The sequence below is a fragment of the Actinomadura geliboluensis genome (assembly GCF_005889745.1).
Lineage (GTDB): Bacteria > Actinomycetota > Actinomycetes > Streptosporangiales > Streptosporangiaceae > Spirillospora > Spirillospora geliboluensis.
On sequence record NZ_VCKZ01000002.1, the window covers coordinates 70257 to 94165 of the forward strand.

At 70.5% G+C, this 23909-nt stretch carries 19 protein-coding genes and 2 pseudogenes; 9 read left to right on the forward strand and 12 right to left on the reverse strand.

Features of this window, described 5'->3' with window-relative positions:
* Positions 1 to 12: 12 nt before the first annotated feature.
* The 3 genes from ETD96_RS00810 to ETD96_RS00820 are packed head-to-tail and all read right to left on the reverse strand — an operon-like array spanning position 13 to position 2146.
* Positions 13 to 792, reverse strand: coding sequence for an NADH-quinone oxidoreductase subunit B family protein (locus tag ETD96_RS00810; RefSeq protein WP_138632369.1), 780 nt, complete (start codon positions 790 to 792; stop codon positions 13 to 15).
* Between the two features lie 2 nt (positions 793 to 794).
* Entirely contained in the window at positions 795 to 1667 is an 873-nt protein-coding gene (locus tag ETD96_RS00815; protein WP_138632371.1) for an FAD/NAD(P)-binding protein, read from the reverse strand.
* Positions 1664 to 2146 (reverse strand): cyclic nucleotide-binding domain-containing protein, encoded by a 483-nt coding sequence (locus tag ETD96_RS00820; RefSeq protein WP_205719041.1) that lies wholly within the window; start codon positions 2144 to 2146, stop codon positions 1664 to 1666. Before ETD96_RS00820 ends, ETD96_RS00815 begins: the two co-directional genes overlap by 4 nt.
* Before the next feature lie 714 nt (positions 2147 to 2860).
* Here ETD96_RS00820 and ETD96_RS00825 point away from each other — a divergent pair.
* On the forward strand, positions 2861 to 3706 hold the full coding sequence (locus ETD96_RS00825; RefSeq protein WP_138632374.1) for a universal stress protein: 846 nt from the start codon (positions 2861 to 2863) through the stop codon (positions 3704 to 3706).
* A gap of 435 nt (positions 3707 to 4141) precedes the next feature.
* Here ETD96_RS00825 and ETD96_RS00830 read toward each other — a convergent pair whose 3' ends face one another.
* Positions 4142 to 5008 carry a hypothetical protein gene (locus tag ETD96_RS00830; protein ID WP_138632377.1) on the reverse strand — a complete coding sequence of 289 codons (867 nt, stop codon included), beginning with the start codon at positions 5006 to 5008 and terminating at the stop codon, positions 4142 to 4144.
* A 227-nt stretch (positions 5009 to 5235) separates the two neighbouring features.
* Between ETD96_RS00830 and ETD96_RS00835 the strand changes: the two genes are divergently transcribed.
* Positions 5236 to 6012 (forward strand): transposase, encoded by a 777-nt coding sequence (locus tag ETD96_RS00835; RefSeq protein ID WP_386876967.1) that lies wholly within the window; start codon positions 5236 to 5238, stop codon positions 6010 to 6012.
* 358 nt (positions 6013 to 6370) lie between these two features.
* Here the strand turns inward: ETD96_RS00835 and ETD96_RS00840 are convergent, their stop codons facing one another.
* On the reverse strand, positions 6371 to 7249 hold the full coding sequence (locus tag ETD96_RS00840) for a universal stress protein (protein ID WP_138632380.1): 879 nt from the start codon (positions 7247 to 7249) through the stop codon (positions 6371 to 6373).
* 310 nt (positions 7250 to 7559) lie between these two features.
* On the opposite strand from ETD96_RS00840, the gene ETD96_RS00845 reads away from it, so the two are divergent.
* A complete protein-coding gene (locus tag ETD96_RS00845; protein WP_240807052.1) occupies positions 7560 to 8009 on the forward strand; it encodes an OsmC family protein in 450 nt (149 codons plus the stop codon).
* A gap of 179 nt (positions 8010 to 8188) precedes the next feature.
* Here ETD96_RS00845 and ETD96_RS00850 read toward each other — a convergent pair whose 3' ends face one another.
* Both ETD96_RS00850 and ETD96_RS00855 read right to left on the reverse strand, forming a co-directional pair.
* Entirely contained in the window at positions 8189 to 8794 is a 606-nt protein-coding gene (locus ETD96_RS00850; protein WP_138632383.1) for a CBS domain-containing protein, read from the reverse strand.
* 141 nt (positions 8795 to 8935) lie between these two features.
* Entirely contained in the window at positions 8936 to 9352 is a 417-nt protein-coding gene (locus ETD96_RS00855) for an Hsp20/alpha crystallin family protein (RefSeq protein ID WP_138632386.1), read from the reverse strand.
* Between the two features lie 238 nt (positions 9353 to 9590).
* Between ETD96_RS00855 and ETD96_RS44330 the strand changes: the two genes are divergently transcribed.
* Positions 9591 to 9929, forward strand: a complete 339-nt coding sequence (locus ETD96_RS44330) for a universal stress protein (protein WP_171068784.1) — start codon at positions 9591 to 9593, stop codon at positions 9927 to 9929.
* A gap of 69 nt (positions 9930 to 9998) precedes the next feature.
* On the opposite strand, the pseudogene ETD96_RS00865 reads toward ETD96_RS44330, so the two are convergent.
* A pseudogene (locus ETD96_RS00865) lies at positions 9999 to 10190 on the reverse strand (response regulator transcription factor); the annotation flags it as partial.
* Between the two features lie 450 nt (positions 10191 to 10640).
* Here ETD96_RS00865 and ETD96_RS00870 point away from each other — a divergent pair.
* Positions 10641 to 10892, forward strand: a complete 252-nt coding sequence (locus ETD96_RS00870; protein WP_138632392.1) for a dsRBD fold-containing protein — start codon at positions 10641 to 10643, stop codon at positions 10890 to 10892.
* Entirely contained in the window at positions 10889 to 11191 is a 303-nt protein-coding gene (locus ETD96_RS00875) for a hypothetical protein (protein WP_138632394.1), read from the forward strand. Before ETD96_RS00870 ends, ETD96_RS00875 begins: the two co-directional genes overlap by 4 nt.
* Before the next feature lie 41 nt (positions 11192 to 11232).
* On the opposite strand, the gene ETD96_RS00880 is transcribed toward ETD96_RS00875, so the two are convergent.
* On the reverse strand, positions 11233 to 11787 hold the full coding sequence (locus tag ETD96_RS00880) for a flavodoxin domain-containing protein (protein WP_138632397.1): 555 nt from the start codon (positions 11785 to 11787) through the stop codon (positions 11233 to 11235).
* A gap of 642 nt (positions 11788 to 12429) precedes the next feature.
* On the opposite strand from ETD96_RS00880, the pseudogene ETD96_RS48025 reads away from it, so the two are divergent.
* Positions 12430 to 12651: pseudogene (locus tag ETD96_RS48025) on the forward strand (ATP-binding cassette domain-containing protein); the annotation flags it as partial.
* Between the two features lie 528 nt (positions 12652 to 13179).
* On the opposite strand, the gene ETD96_RS00890 reads toward ETD96_RS48025, so the two are convergent.
* Both ETD96_RS00890 and ETD96_RS45680 read right to left on the reverse strand, forming a co-directional pair.
* Complete coding sequence (locus tag ETD96_RS00890) at positions 13180 to 17895, reverse strand: lysylphosphatidylglycerol synthase domain-containing protein (RefSeq protein WP_138632400.1); 4716 nt, start codon at positions 17893 to 17895, stop codon at positions 13180 to 13182.
* A 3-nt stretch (positions 17896 to 17898) separates the two neighbouring features.
* The gene (locus tag ETD96_RS45680; RefSeq protein WP_205719042.1) at positions 17899 to 19491 is read right to left on the reverse strand and encodes a polysaccharide deacetylase family protein; all 1593 of its coding nucleotides are present in this window, start codon (positions 19489 to 19491) and stop codon (positions 17899 to 17901) included.
* Positions 19492 to 19652: 161 nt separating this feature from the next.
* Between ETD96_RS45680 and ETD96_RS00900 the strand changes: the two genes are divergently transcribed.
* Positions 19653 to 19949 (forward strand): adenine nucleotide alpha hydrolase family protein, encoded by a 297-nt coding sequence (locus tag ETD96_RS00900; RefSeq protein ID WP_138632403.1) that lies wholly within the window; start codon positions 19653 to 19655, stop codon positions 19947 to 19949.
* 1417 nt (positions 19950 to 21366) lie between these two features.
* On the opposite strand, the gene ETD96_RS00905 is transcribed toward ETD96_RS00900, so the two are convergent.
* Positions 21367 to 22722, reverse strand: coding sequence for an MFS transporter (locus tag ETD96_RS00905; RefSeq protein WP_138632406.1), 1356 nt, complete (start codon positions 22720 to 22722; stop codon positions 21367 to 21369).
* 144 nt (positions 22723 to 22866) lie between these two features.
* On the opposite strand from ETD96_RS00905, the gene ETD96_RS00910 reads away from it, so the two are divergent.
* Positions 22867 to 23502 (forward strand): TetR/AcrR family transcriptional regulator, encoded by a 636-nt coding sequence (locus ETD96_RS00910; RefSeq protein WP_138632408.1) that lies wholly within the window; start codon positions 22867 to 22869, stop codon positions 23500 to 23502.
* Positions 23503 to 23909 lie beyond the last annotated feature (407 nt).

Below are 23909 nucleotides of genomic sequence, written 5' to 3' on the forward strand. Positions count from 1 at the left end.
CATTGCGGTGCGTCAATCCTCCGCCCCCTCCCCGGGCCGCTGCTCCTCGCGGAACGCAGAGACGTTGAAGGTCGAGAGCACCCGGTGCGTCTCGTCCTCGGTCATGTCGAGCCACGGCAGCAGCCCGCGGGTGTTGGGACGAGTGCCGCTCCAGGCGGGGGAGGGGCCGAAGCAGCCGTAGCAGCCCCGCCCGTACGCCGGGCAGATCGCGCCGCACCCCGCGTGGGTGACGGGCCCGAGGCACGGGGTGCCGTGCGCGACCATGACGCACACGTTCCCGCGGCTCTTGCATTCGAAGCAGACGCTGTGGCCGGGTACGTCGGGCCTGCGTCCGGTCAGGTGGGCCGCCAGCACCTCGATGAGCTGGCGCCGGTCGATCGGGCACCCCCGCAGTTCGAAGTCCACCGGTACGTGCGCCGCGATGGGCGTGGACCGCGCGAGCGTGGCGATGTACTCGGGACGTGCGTAGACCACGGAGGCGAACTCCTCGACGTCCGCGAAGTCACGCAGTGCCTGGACGCCTCCGGCGGTCGCGCATGCCCCGATCGTGATCAGCTTGCCCGACACCGCCCGAACGTGCTGGATGCGGTCGAGGTCGGCCGGCGTCGTGATCGATCCTTCGACCAGGGAGACGTCGTACGGGCCGTCCCCGGCGGCGGCGGTCGCCTCCAGGAAGTGCGCGATCTCGATCCGCCCGGTGAGGGTGAGCAGCTCGTCCTCGCAGTCCAGAAGGGTCAGCTGGCAGCCGTCGCAGGAGGCGAACTTCCACACGGCCAGGGTCGGTCGTCTCATGGCTACAGCTCCCTGACGGTCAGGAGCGGCACCGCGCGCTCGTACGGCAGGACGGGCCCGTCGCGGCAGAGCAGCAGCGGCCCGAGCTGGCAGTGCCCGCACCAGCCGAGCCCGCAGCGCATATTGCGCTCCAGAGACAGCCGGACGTCGGCAGGGCGCATCCCCAGCCCGATGAGCGCCTCGGCGGTGACGCGCATCATCACCTCCGGCCCGCAGATGAACGCCGTGGCGTGGGCCGGATCGATCTCGGCGGCGCCCACCAGCGCTGTGATCAGGCCGACGTGACCGGCCCAGCCGGGGGTCGGCCGGTCGACCGTGACCTCGACCTGGGCGCCGTTCGCCCGCCACATGTCGAGTTCACCGGCGAACAGCAGTTCATCCGGGGTGCGCGCACCGATCAGGATCGAGATCCGGCCGAAGGCGCTCCGGTCGGCCAGGGCGCGCAGCACCACCGGCCGCAGCGGGGCCAGCCCGATCCCGCCGGCGGCGAGCACCAGATCGCGTCCCCGTGCCTCGTCCAGCCTCCAGCCGGTGCCGAACGGTCCGCGCAGCCCGATGATCCGCCCCGGCCGCGTCCCGCACACGGCGCGGGTGACGGCGCCGACGGCGCGGACGGTCTGCTCCAGTACCGGCCCGCTTCCCCGCGGGGTGGAGGGACTCCGAACCTCCTCGAACGGCCCGACGCGGCTGACCGAGATCGGCACCTCACCGATGCCGAACACGTACATCATGGTGAACTGGCCGGGAACGGGCTCGGAGACGGCCGCCTCGACGGGCTCCAGCGCCAGCGTGACCGTGTCCGCCGTCTCAGCGTGGCGGTCCGTCACCCGGTACGGGACGGGCGCCATGGGGCTGTGCACGGCGGCGGGGGTCATCGGAGTTCCTCCGGGTGCGCGTACAGGTCCAGCATCCGGACCCTGGTGGCCATCAGCCGGTCCAGCATCACGGCCCCGAAGCGCAGGAGAAGGTCGTAGCCGAGGCGGAGGTCGGCGGCGCACAGCTCCCGCACCCGCCGACCATCGAATCGGAAGGCCGTCACCGGCGCAGCGGCGACCGCACCGAACCTCCAGCGGTGCGGCGGGAACAGCCACGACCACCCCAGCATCGACGAGGCCGGCAAGGTCTCCACCACCACCGCGCCGCGGCCGGGCACCTGCAGATCCAGCGCGACCTTGCCAGAGCGGAGCAGCCAGAACCGCTGGGCAGGATCACCCTCCTCGAAGAAGCGGTGTCCGGCCGGGGCGGCGACGGCGTCGGCGGTGGCCGCCAACGCGGCGCGGTGCGGCTCGGCCATCCCAGCGAAGAAGCGCTCTTCGGCCAGCGCGCCGGCCGTGACGGGCTTCGTCTCCTCCAACTGGCCCGACCTCCTCTGAGAAACGGTTCACACACCGGGGCCACGGTCCAGAACCGATGCGGGACATGCGGCCGTGCCGACGATCCACAGTTCACGCAGGGCGCGGTGACGGATCATGGACACGCTGCACGGGTCGAGCCGATGCCGAACCGGCCCCGCCCCAGAGCCACAACGCCGCCCTCACGGCCGTTTCATCAGCACTTGTGGCCGGGCCGTCGCAGTCCCCCCTCGCGACGGCCATGCCACGTACCCACCTGCTACGGCATCGGTCCAGTACCCGCAGTGGCTCCTCGCTGAACCACGGCCTGAGCAATCCCACCTACGGGTAGACGGCTGACGGTTGGGGATGGACGCTAGTGGTCGATCATGGCGATACGGCTCCGCACCGTGCAAGCGGTGGAACCTGCAGGTGTGGAAGCGGCTGTGAAACAGGCCACGGCCCAACCAGACCGCCGGGACGAGTGTCGGCACCGTCACCGGTAGCCAGATCAGGTCGCCGGCGGGCGCCCCTGCCGTCCGGCCCCGCGCGAAGAGCACTCGCCGTTCCATCGAAGCCCGGACCTCCACGCCTTCCACCCAGGACCGGTGCTCCCAGGGACGGGGACTCTTCGGCACCGGGCACAAAGACCGTCCGAGCAGGGACTCTTGACTCTAGGATCACGCGCGGCTGGGAAAGAGCCTGGAGACGGGAGTCGACAGCCGAAGGAGAACACGATGTCCGAGCCGATCGTCGTCGGCATCGACGGCTCCGAGGAGTCGGACCGCGCCGTGCGCTGGGCCGCGGCCGAAGCCGTGCTGCGCGAACGTCCCCTGCACATCGTCCACGTGCTGGAGAGCTGGCCTTACAAGGCGCCGGCGTTCATGCCGGCCGAAACCACCGAACGGATGACCCGCGTCGGGCACCGGCTGCTGACCGCGACCCGCGAACGCGTCAAGGAGCAGTGGCCCGCTCTGAAGGTCACGACCGCCCTGGTCGCCGAGGAGATCCCGCAGGCCCTGCACGCCCAGTCGGACAAGGCGTTCGAGCTGGTGCTCGGCAGCCGGGGCCGCGGCGGGTTCGCCAGCATGCTCCTCGGCTCCACGAGCCTGCGCATGGCCGCGCGCCCCACCGTCCCGGTCGTGATCGTGCACGGGGACGCCGCCGACCGCGGCGAGGTCGTCGTCGGCATCGACCTCCTGCGGGACGTCGGCCCCGTCCTGGACTACGCCTTCGAGGCCGCGGCGCTGCGGGACGCCCGGCTGCGCGTCCTGCACGCCTGGCAGACGCTCGGCATCATCGACGCCGGCCTCGCGATCGATGCCGAGCAGATCGAACTCGATCTGCGCACCGAGGTCACCGAGACCTACCAGCCGCTGCGTACCAGGTATCCGCGCGTGGACGTCGTCGACGAGATCATCCTGGAGCATCCGGTGACCGCGCTGTCCAACGCCTCCGCCAACGCGCGCGTTCTCGTCGTCGGCGCCCACCAACGCCACTGGACCGCGCCCCAACTCGGCTCGATCGCCCACGGCGTCATCCACCACGCCCAATGCCCGGTCGCCGTCATCCCCTCCACCTGACCCGGCTCACAGCATCCGGAACACCGCCACCGTGCTCAAGCACAGCAATGAGGGATGCGCGGCGTAACTGTGCTATCGCACAAGCGGTCACGGTGACACAACGGCCCTGTCGCCCGGGACGACGTCCAACTCGATGCCGTCCTTGTCCATGTGGAGCCTCCTTGAAAGTCCAGCGGTGCGGTCAGGGCCAGGGGCCGCAACAACGGTTCCCGCCGCCAGTCCGCTGGTCTTGAGGTCGACTTCGACCTGGGGCACCTCCGAGCGGCGCCTTGAGTTGCGGAACTTACCCCGCCAGCACGGCACGTCCAGAGCGGGCGACCTGGCCAGGTGGCCAAGGACAGCCGTGAGCGGACTGGGTGCGGGCGCAGGCATGAAATCGGAGATGAGCGAGCCGACAGCGATCGGACATGATCGGGCAGAAGGTGGCTGCCAGCTTTAGGAGTGATATGTCCTGGGATCTGCCTGGCGCCATCGGATTGGATAGTCCGGCGGATCTGCCAGTCCAGCGATATAGAGCTCCTTGTAGGCTTTCGGGTCCGGATTGACGGCGCTTACGACGTAGGGTCGTCTTTGGTCTCCGATGTGTACGCTGCTTGTCTTGGAATCGGCCACGACATCCATCTTCAAGGTGAAGGAACAGTAGTGGCGCACGGTCCGAGCTGCAATTTCAAGCGCGATCGTCTCGCCACGCTTGAGTGATATGGAATTTTCCCTGAAATAATCCCCTTGCATCGTGCCATCGTCGGTTACGAATTTAGCATGCGGACTTGGAGTGTCCAGGTCGAATTCTACTCGCGTGCTCTCCTCTGCACCTGCGGTGGGGTCGAGGAAGAGTGTGCCTGTCAGTGGTTCGGTGCACTGCGCCAGTGCTGTCATATCGACAACCCTGACCGGATCACTTCTATTTCCTCGGAGCACGAGTTTGATGATCGAGACATTAGGGTCCACGCCGCCGTTTCGGCGAAACCATGCCTCCTCGGCGTCGGTAGGGGTAGCCGACTGCTTGTGCATCTGATTGAGTGCTGAGAGTTCAGCATCGGTAAGCTGCATCGGCTGGCGAAATACCCAATCTCCCGCCTGTTCGCCCTCACTGCGCTGGACGCGGGCCAGTTCGACGGTGACAGGATTTCCCCTTGGTCGATTTCCGTAGGAGTTGATGCCTTTTTGGATGCTCCACGCGCCCACGCCGACCAATATTGGAGTGATGATCGCGGTAGCGATCCATTTGAAGGCCGGTCGCTGCCACCATCGATCAGGGGTCCGATTCTTCTTGGAGTTTCCTGTTGGGTTCGAGTTTGACATCCGTTCTTCCGATGTGCATGAGATCATAGTTCGTATTCGTAATTGACTGAACGGCATCGTTCCCGGTAATGGTGGGTTAGGCGATGTCGGCGACCGAACGATACCCAGGTCTGGTCTGGGCAACCTGCAACAGGGCAAGGTGGGCTTGCGGCTTCATAGATTTTACGTTCTCCAATCTCCTAAAGGCTGTCCCGTAACGCCAGCCGGTAAAGATCGTTGATCTCGATGTGGAGCGGTTGATCACGGGCGATCGGGACGAGTGGATGCCGGTGTTCACCGGCCTGTCGGTGCGGCAGTTCCGCCGTCTGGTGCGGATCGTCGCAGGTCGTGGCGGCGAGCAGACCGGCACCGGGCGACGCTGGAGCCTGCCGCTGGCCGACCGGGTCCTGCTGATCGCGGTGTACTACTGCACCAACCTGACGCTGCGGCAGGTCGCCCTGCTGTTCGTGGTCTCCAAGTCGGCCGCGCACCGTGTCGTCGACCACCTGGCGCCCCTGCTCGCACTGGCCCCGGTCACCCGCCGGCACGGCCCCGAGGCCGTGCTGATCGTGGACGGCACACTCGTCCCGGTCCATGACCGGACGATCACCGCCTCGTCCAAGAACTATCGGTACTCGGTGAACATGCAGGTCGTAGTCGACGCCAACACCCGGCTGGTGGTCGCGGTGGGACGTCCGGTACCGGGCAACCATAACGACTGCACGGCCTACCGCGACTCGGGCGCGGACCGAGCCTGCCGGGGTGCGCACGTGATGGCCGACGGCGGCTACCAGGGAAACCGGCAGGTCATCATGCCCTACCGGCGGCCCCGCGACGGCAGCCAACTGCCGATCTGGCAGCACGAGTTCAACACCGTCCACAAACGGGTGCGCGCCCGCATCGAGCACACCTTCGCACACATGAAGTGGTGGAACATCCTGCGCAACTGCCGCCGCAAACGCGACGGAGTCCACCACGCCACCCGCGGCATCGCCCTCATGCACAACCTCACGATGGCCGGCTGACCCGGCCCAGAGGGCGCAAAACCACCGGCCGCACGCCCGGCCGCGCTTCTCTACCATTACGGGACAACCTTTAGGCTATCCGATTCGCGTATTTCATTCACTTTTCCGCCTGTATTGGCACAAGCGATGACTCTGGAGCGAATGATCGCCGGTCCGGGGACGGCTCCGGGCAGTAGACGGCTCGGGGGCCGCCGGCCGAACGCCGGCGCAGCGGCAGGCGGTCCCATCGACACCGACGACCACGTGCCGGGCCATGACCACCTTCTCTCCACGATCTACAGCTGTCCCAAGCGAGGACCGGTGCCCGGCAGACCAGTCCCGTGCGATGCCTGCTTCGCCGCATCTCTCCAGGTGGCGGTCATACTCGGCCGCGTACGATGACGACGGGGCAGTGCGCATGGTGCAGGAGTGCCTGGCTGACCGAGCCGAGGAGCAGGCCGGTGAAGCCGCCGCGGCCACGGGCCCCGGCGACCAGGAGCCGAGCATCGCGGCTGGCGTCGATGAGAGCAGGCCGGGTCTGGGCTCGCAGCAGACGGGTGTGCACGGCGACGTCGGGATACTTCTCAGGCCAGCCCGCCAGCGCTTCGGCCAGGACGCGTTCCTCCTCGTCCCGCAGCGTGTCGATGGCGGACACCGCCGGCAGCGGATCGCCCGGGCGGGTGGAGACCGGCTCGGTCCGCGTGCTCCCAGCATGCAAGGCGATCAATTCGGCCCCGAGCATGGAGGCCTCGGCGAACGCGAAGGCGATGGCCGCCTCACCGGCAGTTGAGCCGTCTACGGCGAGCACGACCGGTCCGCCGGGATCGGCCCTGCCGCGAACCACCAGCACTGGGCAGTGAGCATGAGCGGCCAGATGCACCGCCGTCGAACCGACCAGCAGACCACTGAAACCGCCCAGACCCCGGCTGCCGACCACCACCAGCGCGGCCTCACGCGACTCTTCCTCCAGCACCGCCACGGCCGTGCCCGTCGCCACCCGAGAGGTGACGGGTACCTCCGGCGCCACCGACCGTGCCCGGTCCACCGCCTGGCTCACGAAACGATCAGCCATGTTGCGGAACCCGCCGGTCCGCGGGCCGAGCGGCGAAGGCCCCAGCGGCACCCGCAGCAGCGGCCAGACGAAGGCATGAACCACCCGCAGCGGCGCACCTCGCAGCCTCGCCTCCCCAGCGGCTGCCTGCACTGCGGTCAGGCCCGACTCAGAACCGTCCACTCCCACCACGATCGGATTGCTCATCAGTGCCCTCCTCGGCAGCTCGCGGAGACAAGGCCGCACGCAGAAGTACTTGCCAGATGCCCCTGCTCCTTACGGCATGCCTGCCCATGTCCTTACTCACAGGCTCGTCGGCACTCCCTGCCACTGACAGGGGCGAACGTCCCGCAACCAGTAGCCCGGCGCCCTAACCCCGTCGGACATGCGATCCGGCACTGCGTCCGCCGCCCTGTCGCCTGGTCGCCTCGGCTGACGGCCGGGGCACGGGTCTTCCAGCCCGCCCAGGCGGGACCTTCGGCACTCATACGCCACGCGGTCCGTGGTGAGGCTGTGAATGAAGGACGAAATCAACGAGGGAGGCGACTTTCCGATGGAGGAGATCAGGGTCGTCCACCGTGAGAATGACGCCTTCACCGTGCTCATCCGGGACCACGTGATCGACGTGGATCAACCGTACGTCTCGGGCGGCATGGACGAAGGCCCGACACCCGTCGAACTGTTCGTCGCGGCCCTGGCGGCATGCGCGGCCCACTATGCCCGCCGCTACCTCGCGGGGCGTGCGCTTCCGGCAACCGGAGTGGAGATCACCGCCGGCTTCGTGATGAACCCCGGCGTTCCGACTCGCGTCGCGCGGATCCGCCTCCACCTGCGACCCCCGGTCGATGTTCCGGCGGAGGCGCTGAGGGGCTTGGAGGCCGCTGTGGGCAGTTGCACCGTGCACAACTCGATCCTCGATGCGCCAGAGGTCGAACTGGACGTGCTCAGCACCGTGTCCGAGGTTTGAGTGGGCAGGCCATGACGGAAGTTCCATGGCGGCCGCTGTGGTGGATGGAGCCGGGCCGGGGCCGGCGTTCCGCCTCTGGCTGGCCGAGGCGGTGGGGAGGCATCTTCCGGCCTGGGCAGGTCGGCCTTGCTCAGTCCCATGGCGTTGCCGGGCTAGGCCGGTGAAGGCCGGCCGCACCGTCATCGGGAGGGGCTGATCAGGACGCGTGTTGCCCCGGGCACTGTGCGGGCCAGTACCTCGACGATCCGCTCGGCCTGCTCGTCGTCGCACCCGCTCAGCCGGACCACACCGTCCTCGACTGTGACCTCCCAGGCGCCGCCGTCCGGTGCGTAGGCGGCGATGGAGGCCAGGACGTCGTCGCGGATGCGGGCGTCGCCCCGGGCGAGCGCCGCGATCAGGTCGCGGCGGCTGATGACACCGACGATCGCGTCCCCGTCGAGGACGGGGACGCTCTTGATCCTCGTCCGCAGCATGGTCTCCGCCAGTTCGGCGACGTCGGTGGTGGGGCGTGCCGTGCGGACGTCGCGCGTCATGACCTCATCGACGTGCCGGGGCTCGGGCGCTCCCGGGGTGCCGCTCAGCGGCCTGGCGAAGGCTCGGGGATCGGCCTCGAACGCGCCGCGCAGCAGGTCCATCTCGCTGACGATTCCGACCAGTCGGCCCGTCGCGTCGGCGACCGGCAGCGCGGTCACGTCGTGCTCGAGCAGCACCCGCATGGCCTGGCGGACGGTGGCCGACGGCGTCACCGTCACCGCAGGCGCGGTCATGGCTTCGCGGACGAGCATGGTCATCTCCTCTCACCGGGCCGCCCCTCAGGTGAGGGCCGGAGAAGTGCGCCATCGCGTCTCATCTCACTTCGAGCACGAACGAGAACGGAGAGCATCGAACCGAGCACTCGGATGCGATGCCCTCCGCTCGCCGGTTCATCACTTCTCAACGGTGATCCGCTTGGCCTCGGCCTTGGCTGCCTTGGGCATCGGCACGCGGACTATGAGAATGCCCTTGTCGTAGTAGGCCTTGATGTCATCGATCTCGGTGGCGGCCGGGAGGGTGAAGGACCGGGTGAAGGAGCCGTAGCGGAACTCCGACCGCTGCCCCTCCCTCTTCTCCTCGTGGCGCTCGGCGTGGATGCGCAGGACGCCTCCGGTGACGGTGATCTCGATGTCCTTGTCGGGATCGATGCCGGGCAGCTCGGCGCGGATGACGTGGTCGCCCTCGTCGACGTAGTTCTCGACCCGCATGGCCTGGCCGGTCCCGGTGCGGAAAGCGGTGAACGGCGACTCGATCCAGTCGAACAGTTCGGGGAAGATGCCGCGCGTTTCGCGCCGCTCCAGTGCGCTCATGGTGCCTCCCTCGGCTCGGATCTGAGTGATGCCCAGGGTGAGGATCCGATCCGCATCCGGATGCTTCACGCTCCTCATCGTGGGATCCACCTTCATGCTGGCGCCGGAAGCGGATCGTCCCCACGGCCATGGGTCACCCGTTGCAGGGACCAAAGTCATCCCGTGTCGATCCCTGCGAGGTCAGGTGCCTGGTGATGTTGTCCTGCCGTGGAGTGGGCTCACTTGGGAACCCGGCGCGGTGCCCGACTTCGAGCTGCCCCTGTTCACCGACAAGGACAGGCTGTTCGAGGTGCGCACCGCGATGCTGGACGAGGCCGTCCGGCCGTGGAGGCGGCGTTATCCGGAGGTTGCCGTGCGGGTGTCGCTGCTGCTGGAGCGTCCTCGCGAGGCCCTGCTGGCGGCGGCTGACGCCGATCTGCTGGTGGTGGGGGACCGCGGCGCGGGGGGCCTGGATCCGCTGCTGCTGGGCGCGACGAGTTCGGCGATGCATGCACCATGCCCCCGTGTGCGGTGGCGATCGTGCCGCAGCCCCGGCCCACCGCCTGACCAACGCGGTCTTGTCCCCACAACCACATGACCATCGTCGGCCGCCCCCGGGAGAACTACCGAGGCCCGGAGCGCGTTCGGCTCGCCGGTCGAGGCGACCTCAACGCCTCACTCGCGCCGCTTCCCCAGTGCGGGCCGAGTCGGCTTTGAGCTGGGCGGCGAGCGCGGTGGCCTGGGTGCGGCGGCTCATGCCGAGCTTGGCGAAGATGCTGGAGATGTAGTTCTTGACGGTCTTCTCGGCGAGAAAGAGGCGCTCGCCGATCTGCCGGTTGGTGAGGCCCTCGCCGCTGAGGCCCGTTCGGTGGGGAGGTGTCCGCCCGGCCGAGGACGATCAGCTTCGGCGATGAGGCGGACGATTCTGACCTGACCGCGGAAGGCCGATGGCTCAAGGTCCCGCCCCGGGCGCCCGCACTACCCGGCACCGCGCCGGTCGCGGGCGGGCGGGCTGGACCCTGGGCCTTTGCCGCCGCTCGCCGCTGCGCGTCGCGCACGCTCGGCAGGTCCCCGCGGGTGTCGCCGAGTCCGGGTGCGCCGTTGGCGAGCGCTCATCGTTCGGGCCCAGGCTCGGCTCCGTCGGCCACGGCGTGATCCGTCACGCTGAATGCCTTGTCGCGGTCGTCGGCCGGGTCCCGTAAGAAGGGCCGGGCCGTTCGCCTCGACGAGCGGGGGACCTCCGCCCCTGCTTCACCAGCCGGTGTCTTCGAACGATGGAGAGGCAAGCGGCCAGGCGAAGGAGGTCGTCATGGAGGCCGAGCAGCGGGGTGTGGAGCTCTACATCAGCGAGGACGGCACGGACACTCTCGTGCGTGCGGCCCGGTTCACCGGTGGCGAGAGGAAGCCGGTTAGGTACGGCCGGGCGCGCCGCAACCCGGTCGACCGCAGGCTTCCGGAGGTCGGTGAGGAGCCGGCCGTCAGCCGGGCCCTTGCGGATCTGGCCGATCGGTCGCACGGAATGGCCAGCGAGGACATCGCTCAGTTCGCCGGTCCGGCATGAAGGCCGGACGCGGCACGAAGGCCGGGCCTCCGGCTCCCGCCGTCTCGGCCAGGCCGGCCGGGCGGTGGCGGTATCTCGCGCTGCCCGCCTTCGGTGTGGCGGCTGCGTCGGGCGCCATGTCGCTGGGGGCGCCCGCCGATGTGGTGTTGTGGACCGCTGCCGGCTTCACCGGCGTCCTGCTGGCGACGTGGCTCGTGATCGGCTTGGACGCTGTCCGGCCCGGCAGGCGGGCCGATTCCGCGTCTCCGTTCTTCGGCGAGCCCCACGGTGGAGACAAGTCGGAGCGGTCCGGCGTCTGAGTGGGTGCTGATCGACGGCGTGCGGGGTGAGGCCAGGCGGTCTACGGAGGACCCGGACGCGGTGCGGATTCCGCCGCGGGTGCTGACCCGGGCGGCTTAAGCTCACCCGCGATCTTCGTCGCCCAGGCGTCGATCTCCGGCCAGTCCCGGTAGTCGCCGTACCGGAGGCCGAGCAGTCTGCAGACCAAGCGCCCGGCGAGAGGGATGTGCTCGCGCCGGAAGACCCCTGAGAAGAGTCGGTGTTCGCGGATGGCGAGCATCCGGTGGAGGTCGTCCGCGAGCAGGGCCTCTTCCTTGGGGCCGTAGCCGCGCCAAGGGCCGCGCAGCGCGGCCGGCATCCCGACGCTGAACAGCCACACTGGCCGCTCGGCGAGGGTGTTGCGCTCCCGTTCCAGGAAGCCGGTCGCCTCGTCCAGCCAGGCTCGGCTGTGGACGGCGCTGCCGAGCACGAACGCCTCGTAGGAGTCGGCGTTGCGCACACTGCTCATGGTGCGGACCTCGACCCGCTCACCGTGCTCGGTCAGTACCGCACCGACCCGCTCGGCGATGCTCCGCGTGGAACCGTGCACACTTGCGTACGCCACCAGAACAGTCATGTCGTCACCCCCAGTCCCGTGAGCGCCGCGGCGCCTCGGCAGTTCGTCGGCGGACGGATCGCCGCCAGTCTCCGGGCATCGCAGAAGGCCCGGGCGAACGCGTCGATCACTCGGGCCAGTTCGATCCCGAAGCGGCCGGCGGTCGGCAATGTCCAACTCGACGGCCGCCACCCGAGCCACAGCGGTCCCGTGTCCTGGCAACATCGTGAGCTGCGCGGACGCTCTCCGCGAGATGGCGCTTAGACCCATGACGATCCTCCCCGTGGACCCTGCCGGTGACACCAGGCTCCGTCGCCGTCCACGGTGCTGCCAGAGCCGAACGTCCCGATGGCATCCCGGGCAGAAGACCACCGGTTCGGGATCAAGATCGAGGTGGTGCACCGACCGGTGCCGAAGGGCGGACGGTGAAGGGACCATTGGCCGCTGTCGGATGCCGATCACGTCTCCAGCTTCAGGAACGGGATCGTGAGGAGGTGCGCGGTGGTCGCGTCGGCGATACGGACCGAGGGTTTGACCAAGCGTTTCGGACGGGTGGTCGCGGTGGACGGCCTCAACCTGGGCGTCGAGCGCGCCCACCGGCACGTCGGCTACGTCGCCGGCTACGTCGCCGGGGACGTAGCGGTATGGCCGCAGCTGACCGGTATGGAGACGCTGACGTATCTTGGGAACCTGTACGGCCATGTGGACGTGCCGTTCCGGGACGAACTCATCGAGCGGCTGCGGTTCGACCCGGGAAAGCGGACCCGCTCCTACTCCAAGGGCAACCGGCAGAAGCTCGCGCTGATCGCGGCGTTGATGACCCGGCCGGACGTGCTGCTGCTGGACGAGCCGACGTCCGGCCTGGACCCGCTCATGGAGGCCGGGTTCCAGACGCTGGTACGGCAGGCGGCCAGGCGCGGGCAGACCGTCCTCCTGTCCTCCCACATCCTTGACCAGGTCCAGGACGTTTGCCACCGGGTGGCGATCCTGCGCGAGGGGCGGCTGGTCGAGGTCGCCGCGCTGGAGGACCTGCGCGGGCTCGGCGGGACGGTGCTGGAGGCGATCGTCGACGGCCTGATCCGGCGCGGCGTCGGCTGGCTTGTGGCGGTCGTTGCCTTCTATGTCGCGGTCGAGGTCTTCTCCTACGAGCAGACCTATCCCGATGCGGCCTCCCGGCAGAAGCTGGCAGCCCTTTCGGACGATCCCGCGATGCGGATGCCGCAGGGCATTCCGCACGCGGTCGACACACCCGGCGGATTCGCCGCCTGGGACGCCGGCTGGTTGCTGGCCGCGATCATCGGCATCTGGGCCGCTGCTCGTCGCGGGACGGCTGCTGCGCGGCGCGGGGGAGTCCGGCCGCGGTCGGCGTTCTGCTCACCGCGGTCGGCGTTCTGTTCTTCGAGCGTCGAGACCTCACCGGCGACTGACCGCGCGGAACGCCAGGGCGGCGGGCGGGATCGGGAGCCAGAAGCTGAGGAACCGGTAGATCAGCACGGTCAGGACGGCCTCGGTCGGGCCCGTCCCGAGGGCGACCAGAGCCAGGACGAGGACGGGCTCGACGATGCCGAGCCCACCGGGCAGTGGACCGAGGAGACGCAGGGGGACAAGCAGGAGATGGACCGCCGCCAGGACGACGGGGGAGAGCGGTACGTTCATCGCGTGGCCCACGGCGACGAACGCCAGCACGGAGCAGCTGGTCACCGCGGAGTTGCCGGCCAGGAGGGCGATCAGGTGCCGGGGTCGGCGCAGCAGCGGGGGCAGGCCCGCGGCGGCCGCCTTCAGTGGCAGGATGATCTCCGCTCGGCGGCGCCACATCCCTGCCGTCCCCAGAGCGGCGACAGCCGAGACGGCCAGGATCAGCGGCCGGGACCAGGCCGGTGAACGGAGCGTCTCCCCTCCCTGCACCGCGGCGGAGGCCAGAGCGAGGGCCAGGGCGACCAGGTGGACGAACGCGCCCGTCAACCGGGTGAGCGCGACGGTCGCGGTGGCCTCGTGCGGCCCCGCGCCGTGCTCGCGGAGGTAGGCGCTGAGGACGGCGGTGCCACCCCGGCCGGCCGGGTGCCGGCGGGACGCGTAGGATGCGGCGACCTGCCGCACGCAGGCGTGTCCGAAGGCGAGGCCGCGTGGGGAGGCGCCCATCAGGGAGAGTGCGCCCGCCGCATAGGTGGCCGCCACCAGCAGCACGGCGACGAAGAGCCAGCGTACGCCGGTGTCCGCGAGGACGGCCACGGGAGAGCGCAGGCCTGCGATGCCGATGAGTGCGTGATAGGTGACATAGCCGGCGAGGATGAGCAGCAGCAGGAACCACGGCCGGGACGGGATCCGCGACAGGGGGCGAGGGGCGGCGCGAGTTGCGCCCGCGCAGGTCAGGGCGGCGCGGAGTTCGTCCAAGAGCCCGGGGGCGTCCCGGAGTCTCATCCGGGTGGACCGGGCCAGCGCCAGAGGTTGCAGGTAGGGGACGGCGGCGTCGACGGCGGACGCCCCGAGGACGTCCACGGCGGCCTGGACGGACCGCCGCGGATCGGTCACGAGTGCCGTGGACACGAGGAGTTCGGCCACGTCCTGGGCCAGCCGCTCGTCGCTCGCGGCGTCCTCGGCGAAGCCGAAGTCGACGAGCACCGGGTCGCCGCCGGTGTCGATGAGCACGTTCGCCAGGCGCAGGTCGCGGTGCGCGATCCGTGCCGCGTGGAGTTTGGCGACCTCGCCCCAGAGGCGGCGCAGGCGGGCATCGTCAAGTGCGGCCGAGGCACCGCCGGTATCGACGGTTTCCTCCGCAAGAATCCAGGTGCCTGCTCCGGCAGGTGCCACGCCGAGGACGGCGGGGACGCGTGCGCCTGCGGATGCCGCGCGCATCAGCATGTACGCCTCATGCTCCACCTGGCGTTTGGGGCTCGCCATCATCGTCTCGTCCTCGACCTCGCGGTAGAGGAGGAAACGCGAGATCTTGAACAGTAGATCCGCGTCGCGTTGGTCACGGCCGAGTGCCTTGACGAAGACGGTGTGCCCGCCGGGGCAGCGGGCGGTGAAGGGAACCGAGCCGCGCGCGTCCGCCTTCACCGGTTCGACGACGGGCTCGGTCAGGCCGCAGCGGGAAAGGCCGGCGGCGACCTGCGCCGGCGTCGGGACGTGGTCGGGCGTGCCGCGCGCGAGGTGCACGGCGCCGCCGACCGCCCAGCCGAGGGCCGCGCCGGCGACGACGTCGAGCGGGAAGTGGGCGCCCACGTAGACGCGGCTCAGCGGTACGGCGACGGCGACGGCCCACAGGGCCCACCGGACCGGTCGTCGCACGTGCGCGGCGGCCACGGTGGCGAGAGCGGCGGCCACGGCCGCGTGGCCGGAGACGAAGCCGAGCCCGCCCTCGTGCGCACCGCGCAGCACGACCTCCGACAGCAGCGCGCCGGGACGTCCGCGGTCGGCGACGTCCTTGACCAGCTTGGCGAGCAGCCAGGCCAGCGAGCCGGCGAGGGCCAGGTCGACGGCGAGCCGGACCCGGCGGACGGTCAGGGCCGCCGCCGCCATCACCCCTACGGCACCGAGTGCGCCCGCCTGCATCACGACGTTGACCGGCCAGAACAACCAGCCGGGCAGATCGTTGACGAGCCGGAAGACGCCGGCCTCGGGGCGCAGCAGGAACCCGTCCGCCGCGAAGATGGCGAGGGAGAGGCAGACGGCGAGCCCGGCGGCGAGCCGGATCACGTCGCCGGGGTGCCGTGCGGTGGCGGGCGCGTCCGGTGGGAACGGACTGGACAGAGCGAACACCCGTCGGCGCCCCGGCCATCGCCTGCCGGCCGTCTGCCGGGCGGACACCGCCGGGCCGACGGCATCCAGGGCGGCGGCCGTCGCCCGGTCGCGGGTCGTGACCGCGGAGGTCATGGCGACCAGCCTGGCCGCGTCCTCGTCGAGCAGTGCCGGTGCCGTGTCGGTCTCCGCCCGTCCCCAGCCGACGATCCAGGGGCGCCCGTGCGGATCGATCAGGACGTTGTCGGCCACGAGGTCACGGTGGGCGATGCGGTCGCGGCGCAGCGCCGCGCACTGCCGCCACAGATCCTCCAGTGCCACCTGCGTGAGCGTGTCGGCCGTGCCGAGCGGACGCGCGTCGATGTGGTCCATGACCAGCGCCCAGTCGCCCGGACCGGCCTCCGCCACGAACCGGAGGGCCGGTACCCGCGCGCCCGCCCGGTGAGCGCGCATGAGCAGGTACCCCTCCTGCTCGGCAAGGTGCTTGGCGGTGGCGAACGGTGGCTCGCCGGGCCTGCGCCGCCACAGCCGGCCGAACCGGTGGAGGACGTCGGCGTCGCGCTGGTCGCGTCCGATGGCCTTGACGAAGAGGCGCCCGGCGGAGGTCGTCACGGCGTAGGGCGCGGCGCGCCTGAGGTCGCCGGGCACCGCGCGCACGTCCGTGACTGTGAACCCGTGGCGCACGAGCGTCTCGCGTATCGCCGTCAGTCGGGGACGATGCGCGGACGTCCCGATGAGCAGAAGCGCTGCCGCGCCCACGGCCCAGCCCAGGGCGGCACCGCCGAGGACGTCCACGGGGAAGTGCGCTCCCACGTACACCCTGGCCACGCCGACGGCGGCGACCACCAGCCAGAGGACGCGCCTGTACGGGCGGGGAAGATAGGCGCCGGCCACCGTGACCAGCGCCGCGGCGACCGCGGTGTGGCCGGCGATGAAGCCCGTGCCGGACGACGTCGCGTCGGACCGCAGCACGACATCGTCCAGCAGCGCGGCGGGTCGCGGCCGGCCCGACACGTCCTTGACGACCTTGGCCAGCAGCCACGCAAGCGTCCCGCCCATGGCGAGCGTGACGGCGAACCGGAACCTGCGGAGGGCCGCGGCGGCCGGCGCCGCGACGGCGACGGCGCCGACCCAGCCGGCCTGCATCACCAGCCACATCGGCAGTTCGACGGAGTCCGGGAGAAGGTTCACCAACCTGAACAGGTCGATGTCCCAGCCGGGCACGCCCCGGCTCACCGCGACCAGTACCAGCAGCGCACCGAGGGCGAGCACCAGCCGGACGGCGTCCATCGGGTGACGGAACGCGACCTCGTGCGGCCGGGCGGCGGCCGTCGGCCGGAGCCACCGCCACCACGCCCACGCCGCGCCGCCCGCCGGAAGGTAGAGCAGGTAGGTGAAGAAGCGGAACAGCAGGACACCGGCGGTGGCGGCGGGCAGGTCCGCGCCGGTGAGGTCGAGCCCGCCGATCAGCGCGAGTTCGAGAACGCCCGCGCTGCCGGGAGTGAGGGGAACGGCGGTGACCTGCCGGGCCACCGTGTAGACGGTGAACGCCTCCAGCACCCCGACCCGGGACACGCCGGCCGCCTGCAATGACACGTACAGCACCGCGAACACGCAGACGTGGTAGCCCACGGCCGACAAGGTCAGCGCCGGCCACCGGGCGCGGATCAGTTCGCGGGCCTCGCCCTGGAACCGTCCGACGTCACCGGTGCGGTCGCTGATCCGGCGATGCAGCAGCCGCGCGACGGGACGCGCGGCGCGGAAGAGGCCGGCCACGATCGCCGACGCCGCACGGTCGCTCCACAGCATGACGGCGGTCAGCATGACGAGGACGGCGGCGAGCCACAGCCCGAGGGCGCCCGCCCCGCGGACACCGGGCAGGACGTCCGATGCCATGGCGAGCATGCCGAGCGCGAGCAGCGGCAGCGTCAGCCGGGCGACGAGGTTCCAGATGCCCGTCACCAGCACCTGCAGCGCGATCGGGCCGGCCCGGAAACCGAGGTCCCGGGACATCCTGACGTTCAGCGCCGCACCGGCGGCGCCCCCGCCGGGCAGGGCGTAGGAGAGGGCGGTGGTCACCACGTTGACGACGGACGCGGGCCCGAGCCGCAGTCCCGGCAGCGCCGCGCTCAGGCCGATCGCCGACAGCAGCACCGACAGGGCCGTGAACGCCGACAGCACGATCAGGTCCAGGGCGCTCACCCGCGTCCGCAGGATGTCGGTGACCTCCTCCAGATCGACGAGGTCGGGCAGTACCTTCCCGAAGATCGCGGCGACGAGGAGCAGGGCGAGGACACGGCCGAGCCAGGTCCGGCCGCGTCCCCGTCCCGCCCTGCGGCCCCCGACGGCCGGCGGGCCGGTGGGGCGGCCCTTGGAGGTCTGGACGCTCACCGGTCAGGGGATGAGCGCGTCGAGAGTGGTGAAGGAGTAGCCGGCGGCGCGCAGGCCCGTGATGATCGCGGGAAGCGCGTCGGCGTCCAGCGTCGTGCCGTCGTCGGGGTTGGCGCCGACGTGCATCAGCACGATCATTCCGGGCGTCTTGGCGGCCAGGACCCGGGCGATGACCTTGTCCGCGGTCTGCCCGCCCGAGGTGCCCTGCCAGCCGAGCGAGTCGACCGACCAGCCGACCGGGACGTACCCGAGGCCGTTCAGCAGCGTCACGTCGGAGGCGGTGTAGGCGCCGTAGGGGAAGCGGAACAGCGGCACCGCCTGCGCGCCGTTGGCGTTGAAGATCGCGGTGCGGGCGGTCGCGACCTGCGCCTTGGCCGTCGCGTCGCTGATCTTGGTGAAGTCGGGGTGGGTGTCGCTGTGGTTGCCGATCCGGAACCCCGACCCGGCCAGCAGGTTGCTGTAGACGGGGAACCCGCGGGCGAAGTCGCCGACCAGGAAGAATGTCGCCGGGACGTTCTCGCGCTGCAGGGCGGCGCGGATCGAGGAGACCCCGGAGGCGTCCCACGCGGAGTCGAACGTCAGCGCGGCGACCTTGGACGTGGTGGGGACCTTGGTGACGTTCTTGCCGCGCAGCGCGGACGGCACGCCGGGCGGCGGCCCGGGCACCCAGGCCTTCACATCGGTCGTCCAGGCGGCGCCGGTGATGGTTCGGCTCCAGAATGCACCGTCGCGGCCCCGTCCGACCGACACGGTCTTGCCGCCGGCGAAGGCGGCGCCGGGCCCGTCGACGTACAGCCCGCCCATGATCTGCCAGTCGCCCCACGAGCCGGTGTAGGCGCGGACGCGCAACCGGTGGGTGTCGGCGTTGCGGACGAACACCCAGACCTTCCCGGTGGCGCTGTCGGCGGCGATGCCGGGAGTGCTGTGGGTGCTCTCGCCGAGGGACGTCCAGTCCGACCAGGAGGTGCCGATGCGGGTCCGGGTCCAGACGGCGTGATCGCGGCCGGCGACCACGATGCGCACGGTGTCGGCGCCGGTCACGGCGACGGCGGGTGCCGAATCCGCCGTCATGTCCAAGGCCGTCCAGGTGCTCCAGCCGGCGCCGGGGGTGTAGGTCTTGGTCCGCAGCACGTCGGCGGCGTCGCGGACGAACACCTCGACGCGCCCGTCGGGGTGCCCGGCGGCGGCCGGTGAGGTGCTGATGAGCAGGTCGTCGACCTTGGCCCAGGGCTGCCACGTGCCGCCGGCGCGGACGCGCTCCCAGAGCCTGCCGTCGACCCCGCGCCCGTACACGCGGGGATCGCCGCCGGCGAAGGTGACGGTGGCGCCGCCGATCAGGCGTCCGGCCAGGTTGAGCGGAGTCGACCAGATGCCGTCGACCAACCGCCGGTACAGCACGTTGGCGGTGGAGGCCCGGTAGGCGACGTCGAACCCCTTGCCGCTGGGCCAGCCGGCGATGCCGGGCGTGTAAGTGGGGACGTCCTCGGTCGCCGCCGCGCGGACGGCCGCAGTGGGGGAGGACGCCGCCAGGGCGGGTGCGGTCACCAAGGTCGCCGGGAGCAGCACCGCCGTCGAGAACGCTGTGAAGCGTCGCATCGGAGTTCACCGTCCTTCGGTGGGGACTCCAGCGTCCGCTCCCATGTCCGCCCGGAGGAGTGACGAAGGTCCTGCCACCGCTGCCGAACGTCGGCGTGTCAGAACTTGGAGGTGTCGTGGACGTCGGCGAGGGCGAAACGGTTCTTCTTCTCCTGCGAGAAATGCGGCCGCAGGACGTGCACGTGCTGCTCGTCCAGCCGCCGATCGCGGCGAGTTCGTCGTCCGGCATCGACCTGCTGCGGGACGTCGGCGCCGTCCTCGACTACGCCTTCGAGACCGCCGCGCTGCGGGACGCCCGGCTGCGCGTCGTGCACGCCTGGCAGACGTTCGGCACCCTCATCGAGGCCGGCTACGCCGTCCATGGCGAGCAGAGCGAACTGGACCTGCGCGCCGAGGTCGTCGAGGCCTGCAAGCCGCTGCGCGCCATGCGGGGGGACGCCATCACTGGACGTGCCTGAGGAGCGCCTACCGCACTTTGTAAAGCAGAAGCAGCTCTATGACCGCATGCCGGTGGGCATGGCCGCGCGACCGCGCCGCAGCAAGCACGGGGATGCCGTCGCCACCGACATCTGCGGCGGTGCGCAGTACCGCAGGCCACGTCGTCCACCCCCATCAACCCGGAACCTGTGGTGCAGCGGTGCCCTTGCGCCAGCTTGTCGCCCCTGTCCGAGCCAACCGAACGAGTTCAAGGATCACCCATGCCCGCATTCCATGTGGGCCAGCGGTATTACGTTCGGGCTTCAGGAGCGACGATCGGAGAAACGGATGGCCGGAAAGGTCGAAATCAAAAGGTAGCCAGAGGGAGATACCAATTGCTCGTGATCGCGGACATCGGGTTGCCCTCTGGCCTCCTCCGCTACGGAGGCACATCAAACTGGACCAGCTGTGCATTGCACAGCCGAGTGTGCAGGTAGCGTCGGTGAAATGACTACACAACGTTAGGGTGGTTGGTAGAGGCGCGAGGTGTTGATTATGGGAGATCGTAACGGACCTGATCTTCCTTGAGGTGCTCTGTACTGCACTCAAGGTTCCTGTCTGACCTGCACTGATGCCGGAAAGCAGTGAAGCCGGTATATGATCGGTCGTGTTCACACCGAAGAGGTCACTGGTTCGAACCCAGTATCGCCCACCCCTTACGACACAGGCCCTCCCGCTCACTCGCGGCAGGGCCTTCCTGGTCCACTGGGGCAGATTTGGGGCATGATCTTGCCCCGCCTCAAATGTGTTCACGAGATCGCCGTCCATGTTGCTCACTCTGCGTAGCAGAAGCGGCCGTCAGCCAGCGGGTTCCGCATGCCGACGCCGACATCGAGAGCGTGGCGGCACGGTTTCTGAGTGCAGCCGGTGGTGGTTCTCACCGGCGGTGACCAGGAGTCATCCGGCGGTGCCGGTGCCGACGCCGTGGACGGCCACCAGGCGCGGGTTGATGTCGGTGGCGAGGAGGTCCAGAGTTCGTTCAGTTCGGTGATCTCGATGGTGAGTTGCTGGAGGCCGCGCGCAGTTGACTGCGCGGATGGTCGGGGGCGGTGACGTTCAGGGCCTTGATCTGCCGTTGGGCGTCGGCGCGGTGCTGGGTGGCGCAGCGGCGGGCGATGCACAGGTTTGCAAGGCTTCGACACGGCGGTCACGTTGTTTGAGGTAGCCGACAAATGCGCCGTCGGCACCGCCCACGACTGCAGACTGGTGGTCTGGGTTTGCACGGAGCTCTCGGGTGCTGTTGAGCACGGCGAGACGGGCGCCACCGTCGGAGAACGCCATACCGCTCACATGGTGCTCCCCGCGCCTCCCCGCGCGGGAACGGCTCGATCACCTGCGCCGGATGGGAGAAGTCGGGCACGTACGCCCAGCCCCCGCTCGTCCCCCACGCACGGAACATTACGCTCCGTAACGATCCTTGGCGGTCGGCGGGGTCGCGGTGCGGAGGGCGCGGGGGTCGAGCTGCGCCAGGACGCTGACCGCGGCGAGGGCGGCGGCGGCGCCGAGCGCGGCACGCATCCCGGGGACCCCGTAGCCGGTGAGCGACCAGGTCGCGGTGGCCAGCGCCGGGCCGAGCGCGACGCCGATCTGGCGGGCGAGGCTCGTGGTCGCGCCGGTGGTGCCGAGCAGGTCGCGCGGCGCCTGCGCCATCGCGAGGGCCTGGTTGGGGCCGGCGAACAGCCCGGCCCCGGCGCCCGCCACGGCCAGCCGCCAGACCAGGTCGGCGGGTCCCCAGCCGGCGCTGACGGGGAGCAGCAGGACGAGCCCGGCGGTGACGGCGGCGGCGCCTGCGAGCGCGACGGCGCGGGCGCCGAGCCGGTCCGCGAGCGCGCCGGCCGCCGGGCCGGTGGCCAGCACCGCCGCCGGGAAGGCGAGCATCGTCAGGCCGATCTCGGCGGGCGAGGCCGTCCCCGACCGCTGCAGGTGGAACGGGATGAGGAACTGCGCGCTCATGACGGCGGCCATCTCCGCCGCCAACGCGAGGTGCGGGCCCGCCATCCCGGGCGATCCGACCAGCGCGCGGACCGGGCGGCTGTCGGGGAGCCGCCGCCAGGCCAGCGCGAAAGGTACGGCGGCGGGGGCCAGCGCCAGCCAGGCCGGGCCGTGCCCGGCGCTCAGCGACAGCGCGAGCAGCAGGGTGGCCGCGGCGCCGCCGAGCAGGGCCGTCTCGGCGAGGCGGGCCCGGCCGGGCAGGCGCAGCCGCTCGCCGGCGGCCAGCGCGGGACGGCCTGCGGCGATCACCAGCAGGCTCACCGGCACGTTCAGGAAGAAGATCCAAGACCAGCCGAGCCGCTCGATGGCCAGGCCGCCCAGGGCGGGTCCGGTGACGCCGCCGAGCGGTCCGAGCGTCATCACCACCGCCATCGCCCGGCCGCGCGCCTCCGGCCGGACCGCGATCGTGGTGAGCACCGGGACGAGCGCGAGCAGCAGGGCCGCGAACGCCCCTTGGACGACGCGGGCGCCGATCAGCCAGCCGATGCCGGGCGCGAGGCCGACGGCGGCGCTCGCGGCGCCGAACCCGGCGACCGAGAACGTGAGCGCGGCGCGCTGCCCGACCAGGTCGAGCCAGCGCCCGGCGGGCAGCGTCAGCGCGATCAGCGGCAGCATGTAGCCCAGCACGACCCATTCGGCCACGCTCGGCCCAGTGCCGAACCCGTGCTCGATGGTCGGGAGCGCGACGTTGACCACGGTCACGTCGAGTTGGGCCATGAAGACCGCGATCCCGGCCGCCGCCACCAGCCGCCAGCGGTTCATGGCGCACCCCCAGAAACTTGACGTCGTGTCTACTTGTTAACATAGACACGGTGACAAGTTCGTGGCAAGTAAGGGTCCGGCAAGTCAGGCAAATCCGGCGCGCCGCGTCATCGGATGAGCCGCGTCATCGAGTGAGCGGAGACCATGGCGAAGACGATCGAGGGGCCGCAGAACGCCCGCAGCCGGCGGACCCGCGAGGCCGCCCTGGCGGCCACGCGGGAGATCCTGGAGCGGGACGGGTTCGAGGCGCTCACGATGGCGGCGGTCGCCGAGCGCGCCGGGGTATCGCGGCAGGGCCTCTACCTGCACTTCTCCTCACGCGGCGACCTGGTGACCGCGCTGTTCGGCTACATGGCCGAGCAGGAGGGCCTGCAGGCGTCGCTCGCGCCGGTGCGCGAGGCGCCCGACGCGGTCTCCGCGCTGCGTGCCTGGGCCCGCCACCTGGCCTCCTACCACCCGCGCCTGATCGCCGTGGACCGCGCGATCGACCGCGTCCGGCACACCGACCCCGACGCCGCGCGGCACCGGGCGACCGTCGACGAGAACCAGCTCGGCACGTGTCGCCGCCTCGCCGAGCGCCTCGCCGCCGAGGGCCGCCTCGCCCCGCACTGGACGCCCGCAACGGCCGCCGACATGCTCTGGGGCCTCATCGCCACGGACGTCTTCGAGCGCCTGCTCGCCGGGCGCGACTGGACGCCCGAAGCCCTTGCGGACCACCTCGCCGCGATGTACGAAGCGACGTTCGTGAGCGGGCCCGGCGGCCCCGCCGCGGGGGGCTAGGCGTCGCCGAGTTCGAGCGATGGTGCGTGCGGCATGGCTGGTCGGGCTGGTTGCAACGATCTCGACCCCGGCGTTCTCCCTCAGTCCTGGGGAGAAGTAAGACATCGAGTATGACGCCAAATATGCGGTGACGCTGTCTGCGACCTACGTGGTGGTGTTCTTTCGCGTGTGGCGGTCGGCAAAGCAAGGACCGTCGCCGGAGAAGGTCGCGAAGTGGATGGATCCTTCGTTGGGGACGGTCGACCGGCACTACCGTCGGCGGTGAGGTAAGGACGTTCGCGCCGGAATCCTGTGGCTGCGCACTACCAGGTTTCGGTCAACTGGCCCAGGTGGCGGGCGATATCCGGGGCGTTGGGGTCGGTGCGATTTGCTGAGACGGCGCGGATCAGGGCTTCGAGGTCGTGCGG